General features: G+C 70.1%; 10 protein-coding genes. 6 read left to right on the top strand and 4 right to left on the bottom strand.

The genetic code is table 11. From position 1 onward, the window contains the following. Nucleotides 1–63: 63 nt before the first annotated feature. The gene (locus GXY15_14285) at nucleotides 64–840 is read right to left on the bottom strand and encodes an LmbE family protein (protein ID NLV42376.1); all 777 of its coding nucleotides are present in this window, start codon (nucleotides 838–840) and stop codon (nucleotides 64–66) included. A gap of 204 nt (nucleotides 841–1,044) precedes the next feature. Here GXY15_14285 and GXY15_14280 point away from each other — a divergent pair, with 204 nt between their 5' ends. From GXY15_14280 to GXY15_14255, 6 genes are all read left to right on the top strand, one after another. Beyond that, complete coding sequence (locus tag GXY15_14280; GenBank protein NLV42375.1) at nucleotides 1,045–5,940, top strand: PASTA domain-containing protein; 4,896 nt, start codon at nucleotides 1,045–1,047, stop codon at nucleotides 5,938–5,940. Nucleotides 5,941–6,141: 201 nt separating this feature from the next. After that, nucleotides 6,142–6,798: a bifunctional 4-hydroxy-2-oxoglutarate aldolase/2-dehydro-3-deoxy-phosphogluconate aldolase gene (locus GXY15_14275; GenBank protein NLV42374.1), complete on the top strand. Its 657-nt coding sequence runs from the start codon at nucleotides 6,142–6,144 to the stop codon at nucleotides 6,796–6,798. Continuing rightward, nucleotides 6,795–9,020, top strand: a complete 2,226-nt coding sequence (locus tag GXY15_14270; GenBank protein ID NLV42373.1) for a DUF1343 domain-containing protein — start codon at nucleotides 6,795–6,797, stop codon at nucleotides 9,018–9,020. The genes GXY15_14275 and GXY15_14270 overlap by 4 nt, the downstream gene beginning before the upstream one ends. 334 nt (nucleotides 9,021–9,354) lie before the next feature. Further along, nucleotides 9,355–12,555, top strand: a complete 3,201-nt coding sequence (carB, locus tag GXY15_14265; GenBank protein ID NLV42372.1) for a carbamoyl-phosphate synthase large subunit — start codon at nucleotides 9,355–9,357, stop codon at nucleotides 12,553–12,555. Nucleotides 12,556–12,703: 148 nt separating this feature from the next. Further along, a complete protein-coding gene (locus tag GXY15_14260) occupies nucleotides 12,704–15,214 on the top strand; it encodes a hypothetical protein (protein ID NLV42371.1) in 2,511 nt (836 codons plus the stop codon). A gap of 228 nt (nucleotides 15,215–15,442) precedes the next feature. Continuing rightward, nucleotides 15,443–19,129 carry a hypothetical protein gene (locus GXY15_14255; GenBank protein ID NLV42370.1) on the top strand — a complete coding sequence of 1,229 codons (3,687 nt, stop codon included), beginning with the start codon at nucleotides 15,443–15,445 and terminating at the stop codon, nucleotides 19,127–19,129. Between the two features lie 120 nt (nucleotides 19,130–19,249). Here the strand turns inward: GXY15_14255 and GXY15_14250 are convergent, their stop codons facing one another. Genes GXY15_14250 through lpxD form a run of 3 tightly spaced genes read right to left on the bottom strand, consistent with a single transcriptional unit; the run spans nucleotide 19,250 to nucleotide 23,663 of the window. Continuing rightward, entirely contained in the window at nucleotides 19,250–21,277 is a 2,028-nt protein-coding gene (locus GXY15_14250) for a hypothetical protein (protein ID NLV42369.1), read from the bottom strand. Between the two features lie 32 nt (nucleotides 21,278–21,309). Next, complete coding sequence (lpxC, locus tag GXY15_14245) at nucleotides 21,310–22,632, bottom strand: UDP-3-O-[3-hydroxymyristoyl] N-acetylglucosamine deacetylase (GenBank protein NLV42368.1); 1,323 nt, start codon at nucleotides 22,630–22,632, stop codon at nucleotides 21,310–21,312. Then, nucleotides 22,629–23,663, bottom strand: coding sequence for a UDP-3-O-(3-hydroxymyristoyl)glucosamine N-acyltransferase (gene lpxD, locus GXY15_14240; GenBank protein NLV42367.1), 1,035 nt, complete (start codon nucleotides 23,661–23,663; stop codon nucleotides 22,629–22,631). Before lpxD ends, lpxC begins: the two co-directional genes overlap by 4 nt. Nucleotides 23,664–23,718 lie beyond the last annotated feature (55 nt).

The following is a 23,718-nucleotide window of genomic DNA, read 5'->3' as shown; positions in this document are numbered from 1 at the left end:
TAGCGCCGGCGTCCCGCCGACCTTGTCTTCCTTGCCCCTCGGATGAATGGTGTGTTGAGTGATCTACCCCTCCGCCTCCATCACCGCGCCGCCGAGGAGGTCGCGGAGGGGGTGGTCTTCGGGGCCGCAGAAGCCAAGGTGCGAGTGGCGGATCCAGCCTTCGGCGTGTTGGAATTGGCCGGACCACCGACCGACCTCGCGGGCCATGTCCGCCATGGCGGTGACATAGCTGTCGAGGCCCTGGCTGGCGTCGAGCCATTCGCGCTGGCTGCGGTGGCAGGCGAGGGCGGCGCGCTTCCGGTCGAGGACCGGCGAGATGTCCACGTAGCAGTGGGGGCGGACGCGGTTGCGCAGGCCGTCGCAGAGGCCGTAGGGGAGGGCGTGGTAGACGGCGGCGGCCCCGGCCACGGGGACCGTCGGCGGGTCGGTGATGAAGTTGGGCATGCCGCGCGAGAAGGCCGCCGTGACGGCGAGCCGCGCGGTGATCATGTGGTCCTCCATGTAGTCCAGGGGGCACTGCGCGAGGACGATGGCGGGGTTCACCTCCCGCATGACGGCGGCGAGCCGCCGCAGGAGGTCCACGCGGTAGGTGATCTCCAGGTCGTGGGCGAGGGGCGGGTGCAGCGTCGCGCCGAGGACCCGGGCGGCGTCGCGGGCCTCCTCCAGCCGCGTCGCGGCCGCCGTGGGGCCGTCCATGGTCTGGCTGCCGCAGTTGCCCGAGCCCACATTCATCACATGCAGCTCACACCCCGCGTCGCGCAGCCGCAGGAGCGTGCCCGCCATCATGAACTCCACATCATCGGGGTGCGCCGCCACCGCAAACACCACGGGATTCGTCATCTTGAAAACCTCCGTTGGGGGCCGTTTTCCGGACTCGACCGGTGCCGGTAAGATACCACAGGACGCCGCCTGAACGGAGACCGGCCGTGCGCGGTTTCCGGATAAATCACATTTTTGTTGGTTCATTTTGGGGGGCGGTGTGCTATTCTGAAGGGCGTATCGCGTGCTGAACCGGTCTTGGAACCGAACGGAGGAAACGGGATCATGGTCACCAACGGGTCTCTCAAGGCGTCTTTTCATTTTCTTGCCGCGCTGCTCGTGCTGGGCGGGGCGGTGTGTTCGGGCATGGCGGCGGCCTCGCCGCCCGCAGAGCGGCTGAATGTCTATCCTTCCCCCGCCGGGGGAAAGGGCGTCGGGGACAAGGCGGTCACGGGCACCGAGCGGGTGCTGGTCCTGCTGGTGGAGTTCGCGGGCACGGACACCTTTGACTTCATCCCCGAGGGGGCGGAGGGCGAGGGGGAGGCGGGTGTGCTCAGCTCGTCCACCTGGGACGCCCTGGGCGTGGCCGAGCCGGTGGGATTCACCGGCATCTACTGCGACTGCTCGCTGACGATGACGACGGCCCAGCGGTTCACGCCTTCCGGTCCGCTGCACAACCAGATTCCGCGCCCCCTGTCGGCGGCGGACCCGTCGGGGACCATGATTTGGACGGAGGACTTCTCGGCCAACTGGTACCAGCAGATGCTGTTCGGAGGCGGGGTGACGTTCAACTACCTGCGGCAGGACACGTCGCCGGTGTCCGCCGATTTCACGGGAAAGTCGGTGCGCCAGTACTTCCTCGACATGTCCAACAGCCAGTACACCGTCAACGGCGACGTCATCGGCTGGCTCACCGTTCCGCACTCCATGGCGTGGTACGGGGCGGACTGCTGCCCCGGCGGCCGGTCCGGCGGTTCGGTGGACGGCTCGCCCATCGCGGGGGCGGGCAGCCCCGCCTCGTTTGTGGGCGACGCGCTGGACGCCCTCGTCGCCATACAGCACACCATTCCGGGGTTCAGTTTCTTCAACTACGACCTGGACGCCGACGGCGTGATTGACCGGCTGTTCATCATCCACGCGGGCTACGGGGAGGAGGAGTCTTCGGCGGAACTGCTGAACCGGACGGCCTACGGCGAGTCGGCGCTGTGGTCGCGGGCCAGCGTCCTGACCACGCCGTATCTTGTGGACGCGGTCAACAACATCTCCGCGACGTCCTATGTGATCCTGCCGGAGAACACCGGAGTGTCCGCCGTGGCGCGGCACCTCGCCGGGTACCTGGGTGCGGACAGTCTGGCGGATCCCACGGGCGAGGCCGACACCTCCCCCGGCATCTGGACGCCGATGGCGGATCCGGTGACGGGGTTTCCCGCCGGGTTTCAGCCCGCCGCGCTGGACCCCTGGAACCTCGACAAGGTTGGCTGGCTGAACCCCACGGTTCTTTCCGACCCCGCGGAGACTTCCGTGGTCACGCTGGACCAGGCGGGCACGGCCGCTGCCACCCCCCGCGGCGCGAAGATCGCGCTGGAGGACGGCGCCCTTCCCCTGGCGGTCACTCCGCAGGGGGCGTATGGCTGGTGGGGCGGCGCGGAAGAGGTCGCCAACGCGCAGATGACCCTGAACGCGCCCATCACGCTGCCCGGCTCCCCGGTGGCCACACTGAGCGTGGATATGGTCTATGGCATTGAGACCGAGTGGGACTTCCTCTGGGTGCAGGTCTCCGCGGACGCGGGCACCACCTGGAACACCCTGACCAACGCGCACACGGTCTGCACGCATGATTCGGGATGGATTGGGACGTCCAACGGGTTTCCCGATGACCTGTGCGCGGCGGGCATCGGCGGGTTCACCGGTTATTCCAGCGCGTTTCCCGACTACAGCACCGAGACCTTCGACCTTGCGGCCTATGCCGGGCAGGACATTCTGGTGCGGTTCTGGTATATGACGGACTGGGGCACCACCTACGAGGGCGTCTTCCTGGACAATGTCCGCGTGGAGGCGGACACCACCGTCCTGTTTTCGGACGACGGGGAGTCGGGCGGCGGCGGCTGGGCCTACACGGAGCCGTGGATGGTCTCCAACGGCACGCAGACCTTCACCCACAACTACTACCTCCAGTGGCGCAACACCGGCGCTACCGGCGGGTTTGACAGCGTCCTGGGGGACCCCGCCGGCCCCTACGGCGCGGCGGACACGGGTCTGCTGGTCTGGTACAACAACAACCACTACGAGGACAACTACCTCTTCGGGTCCTTGCGGGATTATCCGGGATTCGGGCCCAAGGGACGGATGCTGCTGGTCGACGCGCATCCGGAACCCCTCCGGGACCCCTACTGGGAGGTCTACGGGTATCTCAACGAGGGTGCCAACCTCACCGGAAAATGCCAGATGCGCGACGCGGCGTTCAGCCTGAACGACACCGCCGGCTTCACCCTGCTGCCGCCGCTGGTCTACGGGACGGATCCCGTGGATTTCCCCGGCCGCCCCGCCGTGAGCATGTTCCTCGATGAGTACGGGTTCTATCCCGGCTCCGAATACGTGAACCGCGGGCCGGGCTACGCCGGGGGCAGCTACAAGTGGGTCACGAAAGACTGGGATGTCGGCGTGGTGCTTCCCTCCACCCAGTTCTACGGCATCAACGCCCCGGGCTACACCGCCGACGAGGAGTTTCGGTGGGCCGCTGAACGGACCGACACTGGGCGGCTGGGCGCGTACTGGCTCGGGGCCGGTATCGGACTGGGCTATGCCGGCGGCACGGGCAACCCCAAGGACGCGCCCGGTGGGCCCGGCCAGTACGGGTGGAAGGTGTGCATCGTCAGCCAGACCGACACCACCGTGACGCTGGCCGTCTGGAACTCCCATTACAACGAGCCCAACTACGGGCCCCGTCTGGACACCATCCCCCCCCGGAGTGTCCGCGAGGGGCAGCGACTGGAGGTGGCCCTCTGCGCCCTCGACCCCAATGACGACCCCCTGGCCTTCTCCGGCTCGGGGCTGCCCGACGGCGCGCAGGTGGACCCCGCGACCGGCATGTTCACCTGGCGGCCCGGTCCGGGCACGGCGGGACAGCACTTCACCATGACATTCTCGGCGGCCGACGACGGCGACCCGCAGCTCTCCGACACGAAGACCCTGGATGTGGACGTGCTCGACCGCATCCTCGTGGCGGTCCCGGACGTGACCGGCCAGACACAGGACACCGCCTTCGCACTTCTGGACACGGTAAACCTGGTGATTTCCACAACGACGGAGCAGTGCAGCGACACGGTGCCCGCAGGCCTGGTCATCAGCCAGTTCCCCGAGGCGGGCGCGCAGCTGTACACGGGGAATGCCGTTGCCCTCGTGGTTTCGCGGGGGCCCTGCGTCGTGGTGCCCTATGTCTTGGGGCTGGCGCAGGCGGACGCGGAGGCCGCCCTCACGGGCGCGGGCCTCGCCGTCGGCGTGGTCATGGAGCAGTGGGACGCGTCGGCGCCCGCCGGGCAGGTGGTCATCCAGATCCCGGCGGCGGGCTCGGACATCGGCCCCGGTGAGGCCGTGGACCTGGTCGTGTCGAAGGGTGTGGAGCCTGTCACGGTTCCCGACGTCGCCGGCATGACGGAGGCCGCCGCGGGCGCGGCCGTCGGCGCGGCGGGGCTGGTGCTGGGCGTGGTGACGGAAAGTTACAGCGACACGGTTCCGGCGGGAATCGTGACCGCCCAGGCCCCGGCCGCCGGCGCGTTGGCGGCCCCGGGATCCGCGGTGGATCTGGAGGTGTCCAAGGGCTCCGCGCCCCCCGGCGACCGGGCGGTTCCGGACCTCTCGGGGATGATGCAACTGGAGGCCGAGGCCGCGCTTGGCGCGGCGGAGCTGACCCTGGGCATGGCCGCGGAGCAGTACAGCGCGGTGGTGCCCGTCGGGCAGGTGGTCAGTCAGAACCCGGGGGCGGGTGCCATGGTCGCCCCGGGCACGCCGGTGAACATCCTTGTGTCCAAGGGCCCCGAGCCCGTCGCCGTCCCGGACGTCGCCGACATGACGCAGACCGACGCGGCGGCCGCGATCACCGGCGCGGGCTTGGCGCTCGGCGCGGTCACGGAGGCCTTCAGCGCGACGGTGCCCGCCGGGCAGGTTTCCGGCCAGAGTCCGGCGGCGGGCGTGAGCGTGCTTCCCGGCGCGGCGGTCGCCCTCACCGTGTCCAAGGGCGTGCAGCCCGCCACGGTTCCCGATGTCGCCGGCATGACGCAGACGGCGGCGGGCGCGGCCATCGGCGCGGCGGGCCTGGCGCTCGGCGCGGTCACGGAGGCCTGCGATCCGGCGGTGCCCGCCGGGCAGATCATCAGCCAGAGCCCGGCGGCGGGCACGGAGGCGGCCCCCGGCTCCGTCGTGGATGTCGTGGTCTCCGAAGGACCGGCCCCGGTCAGCGTTCCGAACACGATCGGGATGACGCAGGCGGCGGCGGGCGCGGCCGTGGGCGCGGCGGGGATGACCTTGGGTCTTGTCACCGAGGTGTACAGCGCGACGGTGCCCTCGGGCCAGGTGATCAGCCAGAATCCGGAGGCGGGCGCGGAGGCGGCCCCCGGCTCCGCCGTGGCCCTCGTGGTGTCCAAAGGGGTGCAGCCCGGCACCGTGCCCAACGTGGCGGGGATGACGCAGGCGGCGGCGGGCGCGGCCGTGGGCGCGGCGGGCCTGACGCTCGGCGCGGTCACCGAGGTCTTCAGCGAGACCGTAGCGGCGGGCCGGGTCATCAGCCAGAGCCCCGCCGCGGGCACCGGGGTGGCCGCCGGTTTTGCGGTGGACCTTTCCGTGTCCAAGGGCGCGGACCCCGCCGCGGCCCAGGCCGCGCGCGGCGCGCTGGCGGAGGCCTTCTCCCAGGCGGACACCGACGGCGGCGGCACCCTGTCCTTCGCCGAGGCCCAGGCGGTCCTGCCCTCCCTCTCCCAGGCCGTGTTCGACCTCCTCGACACCAACGGGGACGGCGCGCTCGGCCGCGACGAGCTGGGCATCGCGGACGAGGGGGGATGCGGCGGCTGCGCCTGCGCCAAAAACGCCCTCAGCCCCGGCGGCCTCAAGGCGCGCCTGGGCGACCTCTTCCTCGGCGGCATGGCTTTGGCGCTGTTGGCGACGCTCGGCGGCGCCCGGCGCGACTGACACATCCGGCACAGTGAACGATGCAGACGGTCCGGCGCCCTGGCGGGCGCCGGACCCGTGTTCTTGAAGACCCCGGACGGGGCCGAGAAGGGGGTCCGGTGAGCCGCGCGCCGCTCTCGACTTTTTCGCGCGCCTTACTATACCATAGCGTTTCGGACACCCGGCGCCGCGCGCGGCGCCCCAACGGAGGAGCGCAGACCCATGGACAAAATGACGGTTCTCGACTACATCCGGCGACACGGGATTATCGCGATCATCCGCGCGGACAGCGGGGAGGACCTGGTCCGCGTGGTGGAGGCCGTGGCGGAGGGGGGCATCCGCTGCATCGAGGTGACGATGACGACGCCGGGCGCGCTGCGCTGCCTGGAGCTGGCCGCGGCGCGGCTGTCGGCCACGGACATCTGCCTCGGCGTGGGCAGCGTGCTCGACGCGGAGACGGCGCGGCTGGCCATCCTCGCGGGGGCGCGCTATGTGGTGAGCCCGGTGCTCGCGCCGGGGGTCATCGAGACGGCCCACCGCTACGGCTGCCCCTGCCTGCCGGGCGCCTTCACGCCCACGGAAATCTTCACCGCCTGGGAGGCGGGCGCGGACATGGTCAAGGTCTTCCCCGCGTCGCTGGGCGGCCTGGACTACATCAAGGCGGTGCGCGCGCCCCTGCCGAACATCCCGCTGGTGCCCACGGGCGGCGTGGACCTGAACAATCTCGCGGCCTTCGTGGCCGCAGGCGTGTCGGCCATCGGCGTCGGGGGCAACCTCGCGGGCAAGGACCTCATCAAGGCGGGCAGGTTCGCCGAGATCACCGAGAACGCCCGCAAGTACGCGACGGCCCTGGCTGTGGCCCGGAACGCCCTGGCATGACGGTTGATCTGGGGCGGATCCTCGCGCGGGCCGTGGAGAAGGCGAAGGCCCCCGGCGCCGTGGCACTGGTGGGCTGCGGCGCGGAGACGCTGTTCTCCGGCGCGACGGGCCTGCGCCGGCGGGAACCCGCCCCCGAGCCCGCCGCGCTGGACACGGTCTACGACCTCGCCTCGCTCACCAAGGTGGTCTCCACCACCACCGCCGTCATGCTCCTGAAAGAGGACGGCAAGCTCTCGCTGGACCAGCGGGTGTCGGAGTGGCTGCCCCTGCCGGGGCTGGACCGCTTCACCCTGCGCCACCTCATCACGCACACCAGCGGCCTGGAGCCCTTCAAACTCTGGTACAAGGAGATCACGGGGCCGGAGGACATGGTCGGCCGCATTGCCGCGCTTTCGCTGGACCACCCGCCGGGGGCCGCGCGCGTCTACTCCGACCTCGGCTTCATCCTCCTCGGCCAGGTGGCCGAGAAGGCCGCCCGCGAGCCCCTCGCCCAGTTCGTCAAACGCCGCGTCTTCGCGCCGCTGAAAATGCGCGACACGATGTTCACCCCGCCGGAGAACCTGCGGCCGCGCTGCGCGCCCACGGAGCAATGCGCGTGGCGGGGGCGGCTCCTGTGCGGCGAGGTCCACGACGAGAATGCCTTCGCCATGGGCGGGGTCTCGGGCCACGCGGGCCTCTTCAGCACCGCGCCGGACCTCGCGCTGTTCTGCCGCGCCCTGCTCGATGGAAAACTCTTCAAGCCGGAAACCCTCGACGAGATGCTGCTGCCGGGCCGCGTCCCGACCTATCCCTGGCAGGGCCTCGGCTGGTGGCTCGACCCGCGCGAGACGGGGGCCAACGGCTTCCTCCCCGCGCGGACGGTCTTCGGCCACACGGGCTTCACGGGCACCAGCCTGTGGATGGACCGCGCCACGGGCCTCTTCGTCATCCTGCTGTCCAACACCTGCCACCCGTCGCGCGCGCGGCGGGACAACGGCACCCTGCGCCGCATGTTCCACACGGCGGTCGCGCTGGACCGCTACCCCGCGTCGTGCAACGCGCAGAACGGCCTCGACATGCTCCTGCGCGACAGTTTCGACGGCGTGCGCGGGAAGCGCAAGACGGCGCTGCTCACCAACACCGCCGCCGTGGACCGTCTGGAGCGGCCCGCGCTGGACGTGCTGGGGCTGGACCCCGGCGTGCGGGTGGGCGTCCTCTTTGCCCCGGAGCACGGCCTGCGCGTGCAGGCGGAGGCGGGCGAGAGCGTGGGCACGTCCACCGCCGGGCCCGTGCCGGTGATCAGCCTCTACGGCGACCAGAAGCGCCCCATCGGTGGCCAGCTCTCGGGCGTGGACCTCATGGTGGTGGACCTGCCCGACGTGGGCGCGCGCTGGTACACCTACATGGCCACCATGAAGGGGTGTCTGGAGGCCTGTGCGGAGGCGGGGGTGCCTGTGATGGTGCTCGACCGCCCCAATCCCCTGGGCGGCGTTGTGCTGGAGGGCGGCCTGCCCGCCGACACCACCTCGCTGGTGTGCGCCGCCGCCGTGCCCGTGCGCCACGGCATGACCATGGGCGAGCTGGCCCTCTTTTTCCAGGCGGGCCTCCCGGGGAAGAAGAAACTCGACCTCACCGTGAAACCCGTGGAGAACTGGCGGCGCGAGCTGCTCTTCGACCAGTGCGCCCTGCCCTGGGTGCCGCCGTCGCCCAACCTGCCGTCCTTCGACAGCGCCCTCGCCTACGCGGGCACCTGCCTCTTCGAGGGCGTGAACCTCAACGAGGGCCGCGGCACCGAAACGCCCTTCCTGCGCTTCGGCGCGCCCTGGCTGGACGCCGAGGGGCTGGTGGACGCCCTGTCGGCAAGCCCCCACGCCGTCGGCATGACCCTCAAGAAAACGCTCTACATCCCCAAGGCCATCCCCGGCAAGGCCGCCAGCCCGGAGTACAAGGGCCTGCTGTGCCGGGGCGTGGATGTCGGGTTCACCGACCGGAACGCCGCGCGGCCCTTCGCGCTGGTCACCGCCGTTCTGGCGTGGCTGGTGAAGCGCCACGCGGACGCCCTGACGTGGAAGCCCCACTTCGACGCCCTGGCAGGCGGGTCCGAGCTGCGGAAACGCCTCGCCGCGGGAGCACCCGCGGAGGATGTTCTCGCCGAGGCCGCCGCCTCGCACACCCCCTTCGACGCCGCCCGCCCCAGGCTCTACCAGACCGGCGCCGAACAGCGCGCCGCCCTGGAGAAATGACCGGAGCCCCCGGGGCAGCGCCGTCCATGACGTCCTGCCGTCCATGCCGGCCGCATGAGGCCCTGTCCGGCAGGCTGATGCCGCAATTCGCCCCTATCCGGCAAGTCTGCCGCATCTTTGGCCCGGTCGAAGGCCGCATTCCAGGCGGTGATTAGAGGGGTGCGGGCAGTTCGTGAACCGGAAGCAGCCTGCCGCTGGCCCCGGGGCGGTCCGGTGTGGTATCTTACCGCGCCAAAGCGGCCGGTGGACGCCCCTCTTCGGGCTGAGGTCGGGGCCTTCGATCCGCCGGACCGCGCGCTTTCCCGGGCAGTACCACCACCACAGGAGACCTCCCATGCCGCGACGCGACGACATCAAGACGGTCATGATCATCGGCTCCGGCCCCATTGTCATCGGCCAGGCGTGCGAGTTTGACTACTCGGGGACACAGGCCTGCAAGGCCCTGCGCAAACTGGGCTACCGGATCGTGCTGGTGAACTCGAACCCCGCCACGATCATGACGGACCCGGAAATGGCGGATGTGACGTACATCGAGCCGCTGAACGTGGAGCGCATGACGGAGATCATCGCGAAGGAGCGGCCGGACGCGCTGCTTCCGAACCTGGGCGGCCAGACGGGCCTGAACCTGTCGTCGGAACTGCACAAGGCGGGCGTGCTGGACAAATACGGCGTGAAGGTGATCGGGGTGCAGGTGGACGCCATCGAGCGGGGCGAGGACCGGCAGGAGTTCAAAAACGCGATGGACCGCCTCGGCATCGAGATGCCGAAGAGCGAGCTGGCCTACAGCGTGGCGGAGGCGGAGAAGATCGCCGAGGGGCTGGGCTACCCCGTCGTGATCCGGCCGGCCTACACCATGGGCGGCACGGGCGGCGGGCTGGTCTACAACCTGGAGGAGCTGCGCACCATCGCGGCGCGCGGGCTGGCGGCGAGCATGGTCGGCCAGATCCTGGTCGAGGAGTCGGTCCTCGGGTGGGAGGAGCTGGAGCTGGAGGTGGTGCGCGACGCCAAGGGCCAGATGATCACGGTGTGCTTCATTGAGAACGTGGACGCCATGGGCGTGCACACGGGCGACTCCTACTGCGTGGCGCCCATGCTGACCATCGCCCCGGAGCTGCAGCAGCGCCTCCAGAAGTACTCCTACGCCATCGTGGACGCCATCCAGGTCATCGGCGGCACGAACGTGCAGTTCGCCCACGACCCGAAGACGGACCGCGTCGTGGTGATCGAGATCAACCCGCGCACGTCGCGGTCGTCGGCCCTCGCGTCCAAGGCCACGGGCTTCCCCATCGCCATGGTGTCATCGCTGCTCGCGGGCGGCCTCACGCTGGACGAGATCCCCTACTGGCGCGACGGCACGCTGGAGAAGTACACGCCGTGGGGCGACTACGTGGTGGTGAAGTTCTGCCGGTGGGCCTTTGAGAAGTTCAAGGGCGTCGAGGACAAGCTGGGCACGCAGATGCGCGCCGTCGGCGAGGCCATGAGCATCGGCAAGACCTACAAGGAGGGGTTCCAGAAGGCGATCCGGTCCATGGAGACGGGCCGCCACGGCCTCGGCTTCGCCAAGGACTTCAACGAGAAGCCCCTGGAGCAGCTCCTGCGCCTGGTGAGCACGGCCACCAGCGAGCGCCAGTTCATCCTATACGAGGCCCTGCGCAAGGGCGCGACCACCGAGGAGCTCCACGCCCGCACGCACATCAAGGCGTGGTTCATCGAGCAGATGCGGGAGCTGGTGGAGCTGGAGGAGAAGATGCTCGCCCACAAGGGGAGCATGCCGCCCGACGACCTGCTGGTCCAGGCCAAGAAGGACGGCTTCGCCGACAAGTACCTGGCCAAAATCCTCGCCGTGCCCGAGGCCGACATCCGCCGCCGCCGCGTCGCCCTCGGCGTGGTGGAGGGCTGGGACGCCGTGCCCGTGAGCGGCGTGGAGAACGCGGCCTACTATTACTCCACCTACAACCGCCCGGACGCGACCACCGCGACGGACGCGCGCAAGGTGATGGTCCTCGGCGGCGGGCCCAACCGCATCGGCCAGGGCATCGAGTTCGACTACTGCTGCGTGCACGCGGCCTTCGCCCTGCGCGGGCTGGGCATCGAGTCCATCATGGTCAACTGCAACCCCGAGACGGTCTCCACGGACTACGACACGTCGAACAAGCTCTACTTCGAGCCGCTCACGGTAGAGGACGTCCTGAGCATCCACGAAAAGGAAAAACCCGAGGGCGTCATCGTGCAGTTCGGCGGCCAGACCCCGCTGAACATCGCCCGCGAGCTGGCCGAGGCGGGCGTCCGCATCCTCGGCACCACGTGGGACACCATTGACCTCGCCGAGGACCGCGACCGCTTCCGCCAGGTCATGGAGCGCCTCGGCATCCCGCAGCCGAAGTCGGGCATGGCCGTCAGCGTGGACGAGGCCCTCGCCATCGCCGGCGACATCGGCTACCCGCTCATGGTGCGGCCGTCCTACGTCCTCGGCGGCCGCGGCATGGAGGTGGTCCACGACGACGACATGATGCGGCAGTACATGGCCGCCGCCGTCGGCGTCACCCCCGAGCGCCCCATCCTCATTGACAAGTTCCTCGAAAACGCCACGGAGTGCGAGGCCGACGCCATCTGCGACGGCACGGACGCCTTCGTGCCCGCCGTCATGGAGCACATCGAGCAGGCGGGCATTCACTCCGGCGACTCGGCCTGCGTCATCCCGCCGGTCAGCATCCCGCAGCTCCACCTGGACACCATCTGCGAGTACACGCGCCGCATCGCCGTCGAGCTGGGCGTGGTCGGCCTGATGAACATCCAGTACGCCATCCACAAAGACACCGTGTACATCCTGGAGGCCAACCCGCGCGCCTCGCGCACCGTGCCCCTCGTCTCCAAGATATGCAGCATCCCCATGGCGAAGATTGCCGCCAAAATCATGCTCGGCGCGAAGATCGCCGACCTGAACCTCAAGAACCTCCCCATTCCCCACTTTGGCGTGAAGGAGTCCGTCTTCCCCTTCAACATGTTCCCCGAGGTGGACCCCCTGCTCGGCCCCGAGATGCGCTCCACCGGCGAGGTCCTCGGCCTGGCGGAGTCCTTCGGCATGGCCTTCTTCAAGGCCCAGGAGGCCACCCAGTCCCGCCTGCCGCTGGAGGGGACCGCCCTCGTCACGGTGAACGACACCGACAAGGCCGCCGTGCTTGAGGCCGCCCGCATCCTCAAGGCGCAGGGCTTCCGCCTCCTCGCCACGAAGGGCACCCGCGCCTTCCTCGCCGAAAACGGCGTCGAGGCCGACCCCGCCAGCAAGCTGCACGAGGAGCGGCCCAACCTGGTGGACGCCCTGAGCAACGGCGAGGTCCAGCTCGTCATCAACACGCCCAACGGCCGTTACGGCGTCTCCGACGACTCCTACATCCGCAAGGCCGCCATCCGCAACAAGATCCCCTACATCACGACGGCCGCGGCGGCTCTGGCCGCCGCCCGCGGCATTGCCGCCCGCCGCGGGGGAAAGCACGCCATCCGCTCCCTCCAGGAGTACCACGCCGGCCTCCGGTAGTCTGCCGTGCCTCCGCCCCCGCGTTCCGGCGCGGGGGCGTTTCCTTTTTCCCTTCCGCGGCGGTGGGAACCGCGTGGGCGCGGGACTATAATGTCTCCGGTCCGCCGCCGGGCGGACCCGGAACTTTCCACCAAGGGAGGGCGTTGTCATGAAACGCGTTTCAGTGCTGTTCATGGGCCTTGCGGCGCTGTGCGCCGCGGCGGGGGCCGTCTCCCCCAGCCCCGACGAGCTGGCCACGGCGGACCGCTGGGCGCGGGCGAAGTTCGCCGGCGACACGGCCCTTCCCCCCGCGCCGTCGCTCGTGGTGCTGGACAACCACAACCCCGTGCAGAAGAACGGGCGTTTTGGAAAGCCTCTGCGCATCGGGGAGACGGAGCACGCGCGCGGCCTCTACTGCCATGCCGACAGCAAACTCCTCGTGCGCCTGCCGGGGCCCGCAAAGACCCTGACCGCCGTGGCGGGCATGGACAACAACGGGGACACGGCGGGCGGCAGGGGCTCCGGGGTCTTCTCGGTGGTGGCCGGGGGGAAGGCCCTCTTCACCTCGGGCGTCCTGCACGGCGGCGATCCGGGCGTGCCCGTGTCCGTGGACCTCGCGGGCGCGGCGGAGTTCACGCTGGAGATGGGCGACGCCGGGGACGGCATCTCCGCCGACCAGGGGGAGTGGGCCGACGCGAAGGTCACCCTGGCCGACGGCTCGGAGCTGTGGCTGGACGAGCTGCCCATGCCGGGAAGCCCCGTCGTGCCGGACGGCGACACGCCGCCCTTCTCCTTTGTCTACGGGGGAAAGCCCTCCGCCGACCTGCTGAAAGGCTGGAAGGTGGAGCGGGCTGAGAAGCGGCTCGACGACGCCCGCACGGGCCACACCATCACCTGCACCGACCCGGAGACGGGGCTGGTCCTGCGCTGCGAGGGGATCGCGTACCACGATTTCCCGACGGTGGAGTGGACCCTGCACTTCAAGAACACCGGCACCAGGGACACGCCCCTCCTGGAAAACATCCAGGCCCTCGACCTGCGCCTGGAGCGCGGGGACACCGGCGAGTTCGTCCTCCACCACAATGTGGGCTCCCCGGCGAACGGCAACGACTACGGCCCCCTGGAGACGAAACTGGAGGCGAAGACGACCAAGCGCGTCGGCGCGGCGGGCGGCCGCCCCACCAACACCGACATGTCGTATTTCAACATCGCCTCGACGGTGGACGACGGCCTCATCGCCGTGGTGGGCTGGCCGGGCCAGTGGGCGGCCGACTTCGCCCGCGACGACGGGAAAGGCCTGCGCGTCACCGCCGGGCAGGAGCTGACGCGCTTCAAGCTGCTGCCGGGCGAGGAGGTGCGCTCGCCCCTCATCGTCCTCCAGTTCTGGAAGGGCGGCCACGCCCGCTCGCAGAACGTCTGGCGGCGCTGGATGATGGCCCACGGCATGCCCAAGCCCGGCGGACAACTCCCCGCGCCCATGGTGGAGGGGTGCAGTTCGCGCGCCTACGAGGAGATGATCAAGGCCGACGCCGACAAGCAGATCATGTTCATCAACCGCTATCTGGAGGAGAAGATCAAGATAGACTACTGGTGGATGGACGCGGGCTGGTACATCCAGGAGAGGGGCTGGCCCCAGGTGGGCACCTGGGAGGTGGACCCGAAACGCTTCCCCGACGGCTTCAAGCCCGTCAGCGCCCACGCCCACGGGAACGGCGTCAAGATCCTCGTGTGGTTCGAGCCGGAGCGCGTGGCCGGGGGCACCTGGCTCGCGGAGAACCGCCCCGAGTGGATTTTCGGCGGTAAGAAGGGCGGCCTGCTCAACCTCGGCGACGACGCGGCCCGCGAATGGCTCACGGAGCATGTGGACCGGCTCCTCACGGAGCAGGGCATTGACCTCTACCGCCAGGACTTCAACATGGACCCCCTCGACTTCTGGCGCGGGAACGATGCGGAGGACCGGCAGGGCATCACGGAAATCCGGCACGTCACGGGCTATCTCGCCTACTGGGACGAGCTGCGGCGGCGGCATCCGGACATGCTCATTGACTCCTGCGCCTCCGGCGGGCGGCGCAACGACCTCGAGACCATGCGCCGCGCCGTGCCCCTGTGGCGCAGCGACTACGCCTTCGAGCCCGTCGGCCACCAGTGCATGACCTACGGCATCTCGCAGTGGATCCCCTTCCACGGCACGGGCACCGTGGGCTGCGTGGACGCCGGGTACTACGGCGGCGGGCTCACCCCCGTGCAGCCCTACGCCTTCTGGAGCAACGCCGCCCCCAGCATCAACTGCGGCTTCGACATGCGGGTGCGCGAGATTGACTATGACGCCCTGCGCGGGCTCTTCGGCGCGTGGCGCGGCCTCAGCGCCAACTACTACGGCGACTTCTGGCCCCTCACCCCCTGCACGATGGACAGGGGCGCGTGGATCGCCTGGCAGTTCAACCGGCCCGAAGAGGGCGCCGGCATGGTGCAGGCCTTCCGCCGCGCCGAAAGCATCTACACCGACGCCCAGCTCCCCCTGAAGGACCTCGACCCCGCCGCGGAGTACGAGCTCACGGACGTCTCCACCGGCGCGTCCACCACCCGCACCGGCGCGGAACTCATGGACGCGGGCCTGCCCGCCCACATGACGGAACGCCCCCAGGCCCTGGTCGTCTCCTACAACAAGAAGGACATCTAGAGAAACTTCAGGTTGAGATGCAGCATTCCAAGAGAACGTCCAGCAGGCACACCGAGGCGGCACGGGCTTCCAGCCCGTGTCTTGGGTCATGGATGCAGCCCAAGAAACACGGGATGGAAGCCCGTGCCACCTCGGAGCCCGTCCCCGCCCTCTTCCTTTCGATACGGCATTTCAAGCTTGACATGCTCTAACCCTTTCCCATACCGCCCCACTCCGGAGATTTCTGACATGCCCCGCTTTTCACGCCTGTTCCCGGTCCTGCTTCTGCTGGCGGCCGTGCCCGCCCTGGCCTTCAACCCGCCGGAGGACTCGTCCGGCCCGGTGAAGCTCCGCATTGAGGCCCCCGGGGTAGTCGAAGAGGCGGACGCCCCCTTTGCGGCCACCCTGCTGATCGAGAACGGCGGGACCGCGCCCGTGTCCGGGCGCGTGCACATGCGCGGCGTGGACCAATGGGCCGTGGACCCGGCGGAGCCCCGCCCCTTCAGCGTGGCCCCCGGCGAAACGTTCCGGCTGGAAACCTCCGTGACCCCGGCCCTGGACTCGCACAACGCCATTTATGCCTTACACGCTGAGGCGGCCTTTGAACCGCCCGTGGACGGCAAAGCCACCTTCCACGCGGTGCAGATGGTGGAGATGCGGCGGCCCGACCCGCCGCGTCCGGACCGCGCCGCCGAATGGGCGCCCTGGCCCCTCGCCGGGCAGGGCGAAAAGGCCCTCCTGCGCTACCCCGCGCGGCGCGCGGTCTGGCAGGTCTTCGGGCAGCCGCCCCTGACCACCCCCGCGGACTGGCACGGCGCGGACCCGGGCACGGGCGCGTCGGTGGAGTACGCCGGATGGCGCGCCCATCCGGACGGACGCCCCTCCCTGGTCATGCACCCCTGCTGGCGCAACGCGCCGGGCACCGTGATGGCCGAGTTCGCCCTGAGCCTGCCGGCGGCCCCGGCGCGGCTCCGCTTCGGCAACGCCGTCCGCGACACGCACCCCGGCGAGCCTCCCAGCGACGGCGTCACCTTCCGCGTGCGCGTCGTCCCCTTCGACGCGCCGGACGGCATGTTCGGCGAGGTGGCCTTTGAACAGCACACGGACGCGAAGACCTGGCAGCCGGGCGAGGCCGACCTCTCCCCCTGGGCGGGACAGGCGGTCCGGCTCCAGCTCGAGTCGCACCCCGGCCCTAAGAACGACACCACCTGCGACGAGTCGCACTGGGGCGACCCCCTGCTGGTCTTCGCGGCGGCGGGCGATGCGGCGCAGGATGCGGCGGCGGAAACCGTCGCCCTGGGCACCGTCACCTGCGGCGGCCAGGCGTTCCCCGTCTCCGTCACGCCGGGAGGGCGCGGCCTGCTGGACGCCGAAATCCGGCTCGGCGACGGACCGTCGGCCCTGGTCTGCCGGGGCATCGCGCTGCGGGTGCTGGGCGACGACCTCGCCGACGGCCGGGGCCCGACGGAGCTGGTGGAATGGACCCGCGAGGCGGCGGACGACGGCGCGCGCTTCCGCCACCGGATGCGGCGCGGCGACACGGCCTATGACGTGGTGGCGGACCTCTCCATCGCGCCGGACGGCGCCGCGCTGCGCGCGCGGCTGCGCCTCGAAAACACGCCCCCGGCCCGCCCGTGGTTCGACGTGTTCATCGAGGACGCCGCCCTCGGCCCGCTGGACCGCGCGCCGCGCGACGTCTACGCGGGGATCGGCAACCTCCTCCGTGAGCCGCAGGATTTCAGCCTCCCCTTCGACAGCCACCAGATGGCCACGTCTTTCGTCGGCTTCGACTTCGGCGGCGGCGTGTGCCTCGTGCAGGGCGTGGACGCCCCGCCGTCGCGCCTCGAGTTCAGCCGCTCCCGCAGCACCTACTCCCTCCACGCGGGCGGCGGGCAGACCCTCTTCCTCATCCCCTGCGCGGACGTATGGGACGGCGCGGCCAACTGGGCGGAAAAGGTGGACACGCGCACCGAGGCGCCGGGCGTGAAGGTCCTGCGCGGGCGCATGGCCTTTGACCTGTGGGGCGGCGACTACGCCCCCACCGCCGCCGCGCTCCGCGACACCTTCGCCCGCGTCGGCGGGGAGCGCTGCGTCGTCATCTTCCACAACTGGCAGCGCTGGGGCTATGACTACCGCCTGCCGGACATCTTCCCGCCGAACCCGGACTACGGCACGGACTCCGATTTCGCGCGGCTGGCCCGGACCTGCACAGAGGCGGGCGCGCTCTTCGCCCCCCACGACAACTACATTGACCTCTACCCCGACGCGGACGGGTTTTCCTACGACCATGTCCTTTTCTCCCCCTCGGGCGACCCCGTGCGCGGGTGGCTCAACGAGTACCGCGGCGCGCAGGCCTACCGCTGGGACACCGACGCCTTCCGGCCCGCCATGCTCCGGAACCTCCACCTCCTGCGCGACTTCTGCGCGCCCACGGCCTACTTCGTGGATGTGTGGTCCTCCATCGGCCCCTATGACGGGTGGACCCGCGCGGGCGCGCACCAAACCCAGACGCACACCCGCGACGCCTGGGGCCGCGCCTTCGCCGAAATCCGCGACACCCTCGGAGGCGCGCCCACCATCTCCGAGGGCGGCCACGACCAGCTCATCGGGTGGCTCGACGGCAGCCAGTGCAACCACCTGCGCGTGGACCCCAATCCCCCCGCGGGCTACAACAGCGTCTTCACCTGGCGGATCACCTGCGCGGACGCGGAGCGCATCCCGTGGTTTGACGCCGCCCACCACGGCCGCTTCGTCGCCCACGGTGCGGGCTATGACCCGCGCTACCGCGCCGGACTCGACCCGCGCCTCCACGGGATCTACAGCGACGACTACATCTGCTCAGAGATCATGACCGGCCACCCGCCCATGGTCTCCGACCCCGGCGGATGGGACGTCCTCCGCAAGGCCGAGCTGTTCCGCGGCGTCTGCGACATGCACCTCGGCCCCGACCGCCGCGTGGCCCGCGTGGACTTCGCGGACGGCGACCTCCGCCGCCAGCATGTCCAGTGGACCGGCGCGCCCGCCTATGAAACCTGGATCAACCGCGGTGAGGCGGACTGGACCGTCACTGCGGGCGGCGGGACCCACGTCCTGCCGCAGTACGGCTTCCTCGCCCTCGGCGACGGCGGCCGCGGGGTCCGCGCGGGCATCACCCGTGTGGACGGGCTCATCGTGGAATGGAGTTTTTCGGACGACGGCGCGCGCGCCTACTGCAACGCCCGCTCCCCGCAGGGCGAGCGTGTCCCCTTCCGCGCTCTCTCTCTCTCCGTGACGCCCGGGGAGGGCCGCGCCGTGCGGGCCGCCCTCCAATGGTCCAGCGCCGCGCCCGCGCTCACGGACTGGCAGCCCTTCGTCCACTTCGTCGGCGGCGACGGCAAGATCGCCTTCCAGGCCGACCACGCCTTCCCCGTGCCGGCCACCCAGTGGACCGGCCCCGTCACCACGGAATGCGCCGCGCGGATTCCCGCGGACGCCGCCCCCGGTACCCGCTACGAGATGCGCGTCGGTCTGTATGTGAAGGGGGGGGCGCGCGCCGTCATGACGGGCGCCTGCGACGCCGAGCAGCGCGCGTGCCTCGGCACGGTCACGGTCACCGAAACAGGTTTCGACTGGGCCCCTGTGGAAGAGACCGACGACCCGTGGATCGCCCGCACCAACCCTGAACGCCGCATCGTCCCCTTTGGCGGCCTGCGCACCAACGGCGCCCTCACCGTCGAGAAGGCCGACGGCCACTGGACCGTCACCCCCTTCCCCGGCACAGCCCCCTGCACGCTCCTCTTCCAGGCCCAGGGAGACACCCCGCCGCCCACCGCCGCCGCGCTCGACGCGGACGGCAGCACCATCACCGAAGCCGCCCTCCGCCGCGAAGGTGAACACTGGGCCTTGGACTGCGCCCCCGGCGTCGAGGAATACCGCATCGCCGGGATGGGCAAATAGGCGCAGGCGGTCACCCACTAAGAGAACACGCCCCAAGGGGACGTCAAGAGACATCTTGTCCTCTCAGTGGCTCTGCGGCTCCGTGTGAGATTCTCTGCGCGGAGTCGCTGCGTGCCGGCCTCAGAACGCGACGAGGACGGGCTCGGTGGGGGGGGAGGCGTTGCCTGCGGCGTCGCGGGCGCGGACGGTGTAGGCGCCGGGGATGGCGGCGGTGTAGACGGGGAAGGGCGTGGTGTCGGCGGGTTCGCCGTTGAGGAGGATTTCGTAGGCGGCGACGCCGTAGTTGTCGCAGGGGGCGGGCCAGGAGAGGGTCGCGCCCTTGTCGTCCCGGCCGGCGATGACGACCCGCGCCGGGGTCTCGGGCGGCTGGATGTCGCGCCTGCCAAGGAGGAAGACCCGCGCCGCGCCGTTCATGCTGACGCGCAGGGAGACGGATTCCCCGTCCGTTGTGTGCTCCACGGGAACGAACCCGGCGGGGGTGACGGTGACGGCCTGCTCGAGGGGAATCCACGACGGCATGGCGAAGGAGACGGTGCCGCTGGAGGATTTCAGCGAGTAGTTGCTGCGGAAGGGGAGCAGGCCGGTCGTGTAGTTGTTGTTGAGGACCACGGCCACGACGGCGTCGCGGGAGACGAGGAGCCGCCCGGTGATCTCCGGGTCGTCGCTTTTCAGTGCACCCAGGGGCTCGCCGTAGAAGCACAGGGCGCGCACGGTGTTGAACGCGCGGATGATGTTCTCGGCGGTGCGGATCTGGTCGGGGTGGTCGCGCTCGTACCCGGGGCCGTACTTGAACCAGAGGATGCCCTTGGCGCCGCCCATGACATGGGACCAGAACTGGTGCTTGACGCCCCAACCTTCGGGCTGGCGGCCCCACACGGGCGCGGCGAGCTGGGCCCAGGTCCACATGCGCACGGGCTCGGTGTTGCGCTTGAGCTGGTCGGTGTACTCGAGGGCCTCCTCCAGCCGGGCGTGGCGCGTGATGCCCGTGCGCGGGAGGGCGTTGGGCGCGTGCATGACGTAGTGGTCCATGCAGGCAATGTCCGCCGCGGGGCCGTACTCGTTGAACCCCGACATGCTCATGAGATTGAGGTAGGCGGGGGTGTCCGGGTCGTGCCGCCAGTAATCCAGGGCGTGGTCCAGCATGCGCGCGGCGGGGATGCCGTGGAGGTCCGGCTCGTCGCGCACCATCCACGCGGCGATGTGCGCCGCCCCGGCCCGCGCGGCCACCTGTTCGGTGTCGGGCTCCTTCTGGGGCGGGTCGCCCGCCTGGCGCGCGCAGATGTTGAGCGTGCGGATGTGGTGGCTGGCGAACATGGCCTCCTGCGCGGGCCAGTCGGTGTGGCTGACGCACGCGTCTATCCCGAGCCGGCGCGCCTGGCGCTGTCCCTCCGGCGACTGGATCATGTCGCTGCTCCAGGTGCCAATGGGGAACGCCGCCTCCGTGAGGCGGATGCCGGCGCCGACCCGCAGCTGCGAGTCCCCGGCCTCCGCGAGCACGCGAACGTTCAGGGGGGCCATCGGGGGAAGGGATTCCCCGTGGGCGAGTTCCAGGATGCGCAGCCCGCCCGGCGGCACGGTGTGGGATCCGCCGACGGCCGCAAGGCCCGCATCGGTCCCGGCGGCCCACTCCCGGCTGTTCAGGAGGACCCGGCGGACCTCGGCGGGGGTCTTCCCGTCGTTGCGGAGGTAGAGCAGGAGCGTGCCCGGCTCGGGCGCGGGGAGCACATTGGCCAGGCGCAATGCGGGGGTTTCGCACACAAAGGACACGGAATCCCGCGCGCCGGAGTCCATGACGACGGCCAGTTCCGCCGTGGAACCCTTCGCCAGGGGGGCGCCGGTCGCCTTGAGGGTGACGCATCCGGTCTCCCCGGGGGCGAGGGATTCGGGCCAGACCCGCCACCAGGAGAATTTGGGGCCCTCGCCGGGGGCCTTGCCGTTCACAAGCAGCTCCGCCACCCCGTCGGGGGCCGCGCCGGTGTTGCGCACGAAGCAGTAGACGACCCCGCCGTTGTCCTCGGGCCATTTCTCCCTGTAGAGGGCGGACCGGACCGCCCCATGGAAAACGGGGGGCTCCAGAACGATGTCCGCCGCCGCGCCGCAGACCGCCGCGAGGCAGAGCAGAAACACGGCCATCCTGTGGGGGTTCATGGGAAGTCTCCGGGAGACCGGGAATGGGACGGCTAGGCGTCAATTTCCATGAGGGCGAAGGTCATGACGGCCTCGGCCGCCACCATGTCGTCCGTGAGGGCCACGGCCTGGACCTTGCACGCGTTGTCGCGGTACTGCACCATTTCGGCCTTGATGACCATCTGGTCGCCGGGGACGACGGTGCTGCGGAACTTGGCCTTCTCGATGCCCGTGAGGAAGGCGAGGCGCCCGTTGGGCTCGCCGTTGTCCCCGAAGACGAGCATGGCGCTGACCTGGGCCATGGCCTCGATGATCAGCACGCCGGGCATGACCGGCACGTCGGGCCAGTGCCCCTGGAAGAAGGGCTCGTTCACCGTGACGTTCTTCATGCCCGTGACGGTCTTCATGGGCTCGAAGGAGAGTATCCGGTCCACCAGCAGGAAGGGGTAGCGGTGGGGGAGGATCTTCATGATCTTGTTGACGTCGAGGGCCGGCGGCTGGCGGCGCGGGACGGCCCCGTAGCCGTCGCCGGAGCGCTCCTGCTGCCCCGTGAGGTACGCCTTCTTGATCTGCTTGGAGAAGTTGACGTTCTTCTCGTGGCCGCACTTCGCGCCGATGATGTGGCCCTTGATGGGGCGGCCCAGGAGGTAGGTGTCGCCGATCAGGTCAAGAATCTTGTGGCGCACAAACTCGTCGGGGAAGCGCAGGTCGTCGTTCAGGATCTTGTCGTCGCCGATGACCACGGCGCTTTCGAGGTCGCCGCCCTTGATGAGGCCCGCCTCCTGGAGCATCTTCACCTCGCGCAGGAAGCAGAAGGTCCGCGCGGGGGCCAGCTCGTTGCGGAAGGTGTCCTCGTTGATGGTGAACGAGGCGTACTGCGTGCCGATGGCGGGATGCCCGTAGGAGATCGTCATGGTCACCCGGAACTCGTCCGACGGCAGGATGCTCAGCGTGACATCGTCCTTGCGGTAGTAGACCGGGTGGTCCACCGTGATGTACTGCTTCTCGGCGTCCTGCTCGACGATGCCCGCCTTCATGATCGCGCCCAGGGCGGGCAGCGAGCTGCCGTCGCCGTTGGGGATCTCGTCGGCGTCCACCTCGACGGTGATGTTGTCCACGCCCATGCCCGCGAAGGCGGACATGGCGTGCTCGACGGTGTGGATGGCGACGCTGCCGATGCCGATGGTGGTGCCGCGGGACACGTCCACCACGTTGTCCACCAGCGCGGGGACCATCGGCCGGTCCGGCAGGTCCGTCCGGACGAAATTGATGCCGCTGTCCGGGGGCGCGGGTTTGAACGTGACGGTGGTCAGGCTGCCGGTGTGGAGCCCGACCCCGGAGTACGACGCTTCGGAGGCGATGGTTCTTTGTCTCATGATTCCGACTCTTCCAGGGCCTTGAGGCGCGCCTCAAGCTGGTTGATCCGCCGCATCAGCCCGGGCAGCCGCATCTGGCCCACCATGATGCGCTTCTGCGCCTCGTGGTCCGTGGCGGGAAAGCCCGAGACGGTCGCCCCCGGCGGGACGGACCGCGTCACCCCGCTGCGGCCGCCAATGCTGGCGCCGTCGCCGATGGTGATGTGGCCGGCAATGCCGGCGGAGGCCCCTATTCTGACTTGGTTGCCGATTTTCGCGCTGCCCGCGATCCCGGCCATCCCGGCGACCACACAGTGCTCGCCGATCTCCACATTGTGCCCTATTTGCACAAGATTATCAATTTTCGTGCCCCGTCCGATGCGGGTGACGCCAAAAGTCGCCCGGTCCACCGCCGTGTTGCTGCCGATCTCCACGCCGTCGCCGATCTCCACGCGGCCCACCTGGGGCACTTTGTGCCATGCGCCGTCCATGGGGACGAAACCGAACCCGTCACTGCCCAGGCAGGCCCCCGCATGGATGATGCAACCCCGGCCAACAGTGGTTTCTTCCCGGAGCACCGCGTTGGGATGCACCACCGTGCCGTCGCCGACCCGGCAGTCCGCGCCGACATAGGCCCCGGGAAACAGCACCACGCCGTCTCCAAGCACCGCCCCGGCTTCCACCACGGCGCCGGGGCCGACGGCGACGCCGTCGCCCAGCCGGGCCTCCGGGGAAACATGGGCGCCGGGATGAACCCCCGGCGCGGGCCGCGCCGCCTCGCCGCGGTCAAACAGGGCCAGGGCGCGCAGAAACGCCTCCTCGGGCCGGGCCACGCATATCTGCACGGGGGCGGCGTCCGCCACCGGCTCGGGCACAAGGACGGCGGCGGCCCGGCACTCGCGGAGGAGGGGGTAGTATTTCTCGCCGCGCACGAAGCAGAGGTCGCCGGGGCCGGCCTCGGCGAGGCCGTTTGCCCCCGTGACCGGGACGGCGGGGTCGCCAAGCGCCTCCCCCCCCACCAGGCGGGCGATGTCTTCAACGGAATGTCCCATGAACCGTCAAGCCTCCCGCGCGGCCTTCCGGCCGCGGACAGGACCCCGGATTCCG

This window comes from Candidatus Hydrogenedentota bacterium, assembly GCA_012730045.1.
Lineage (GTDB): Bacteria > Hydrogenedentota > Hydrogenedentia > Hydrogenedentales > CAITNO01 > JAAYBR01.
The sequence above is the reverse complement of the archived record's forward strand: the minus strand, read 5'-3'. Positions and strand labels throughout refer to the sequence as shown.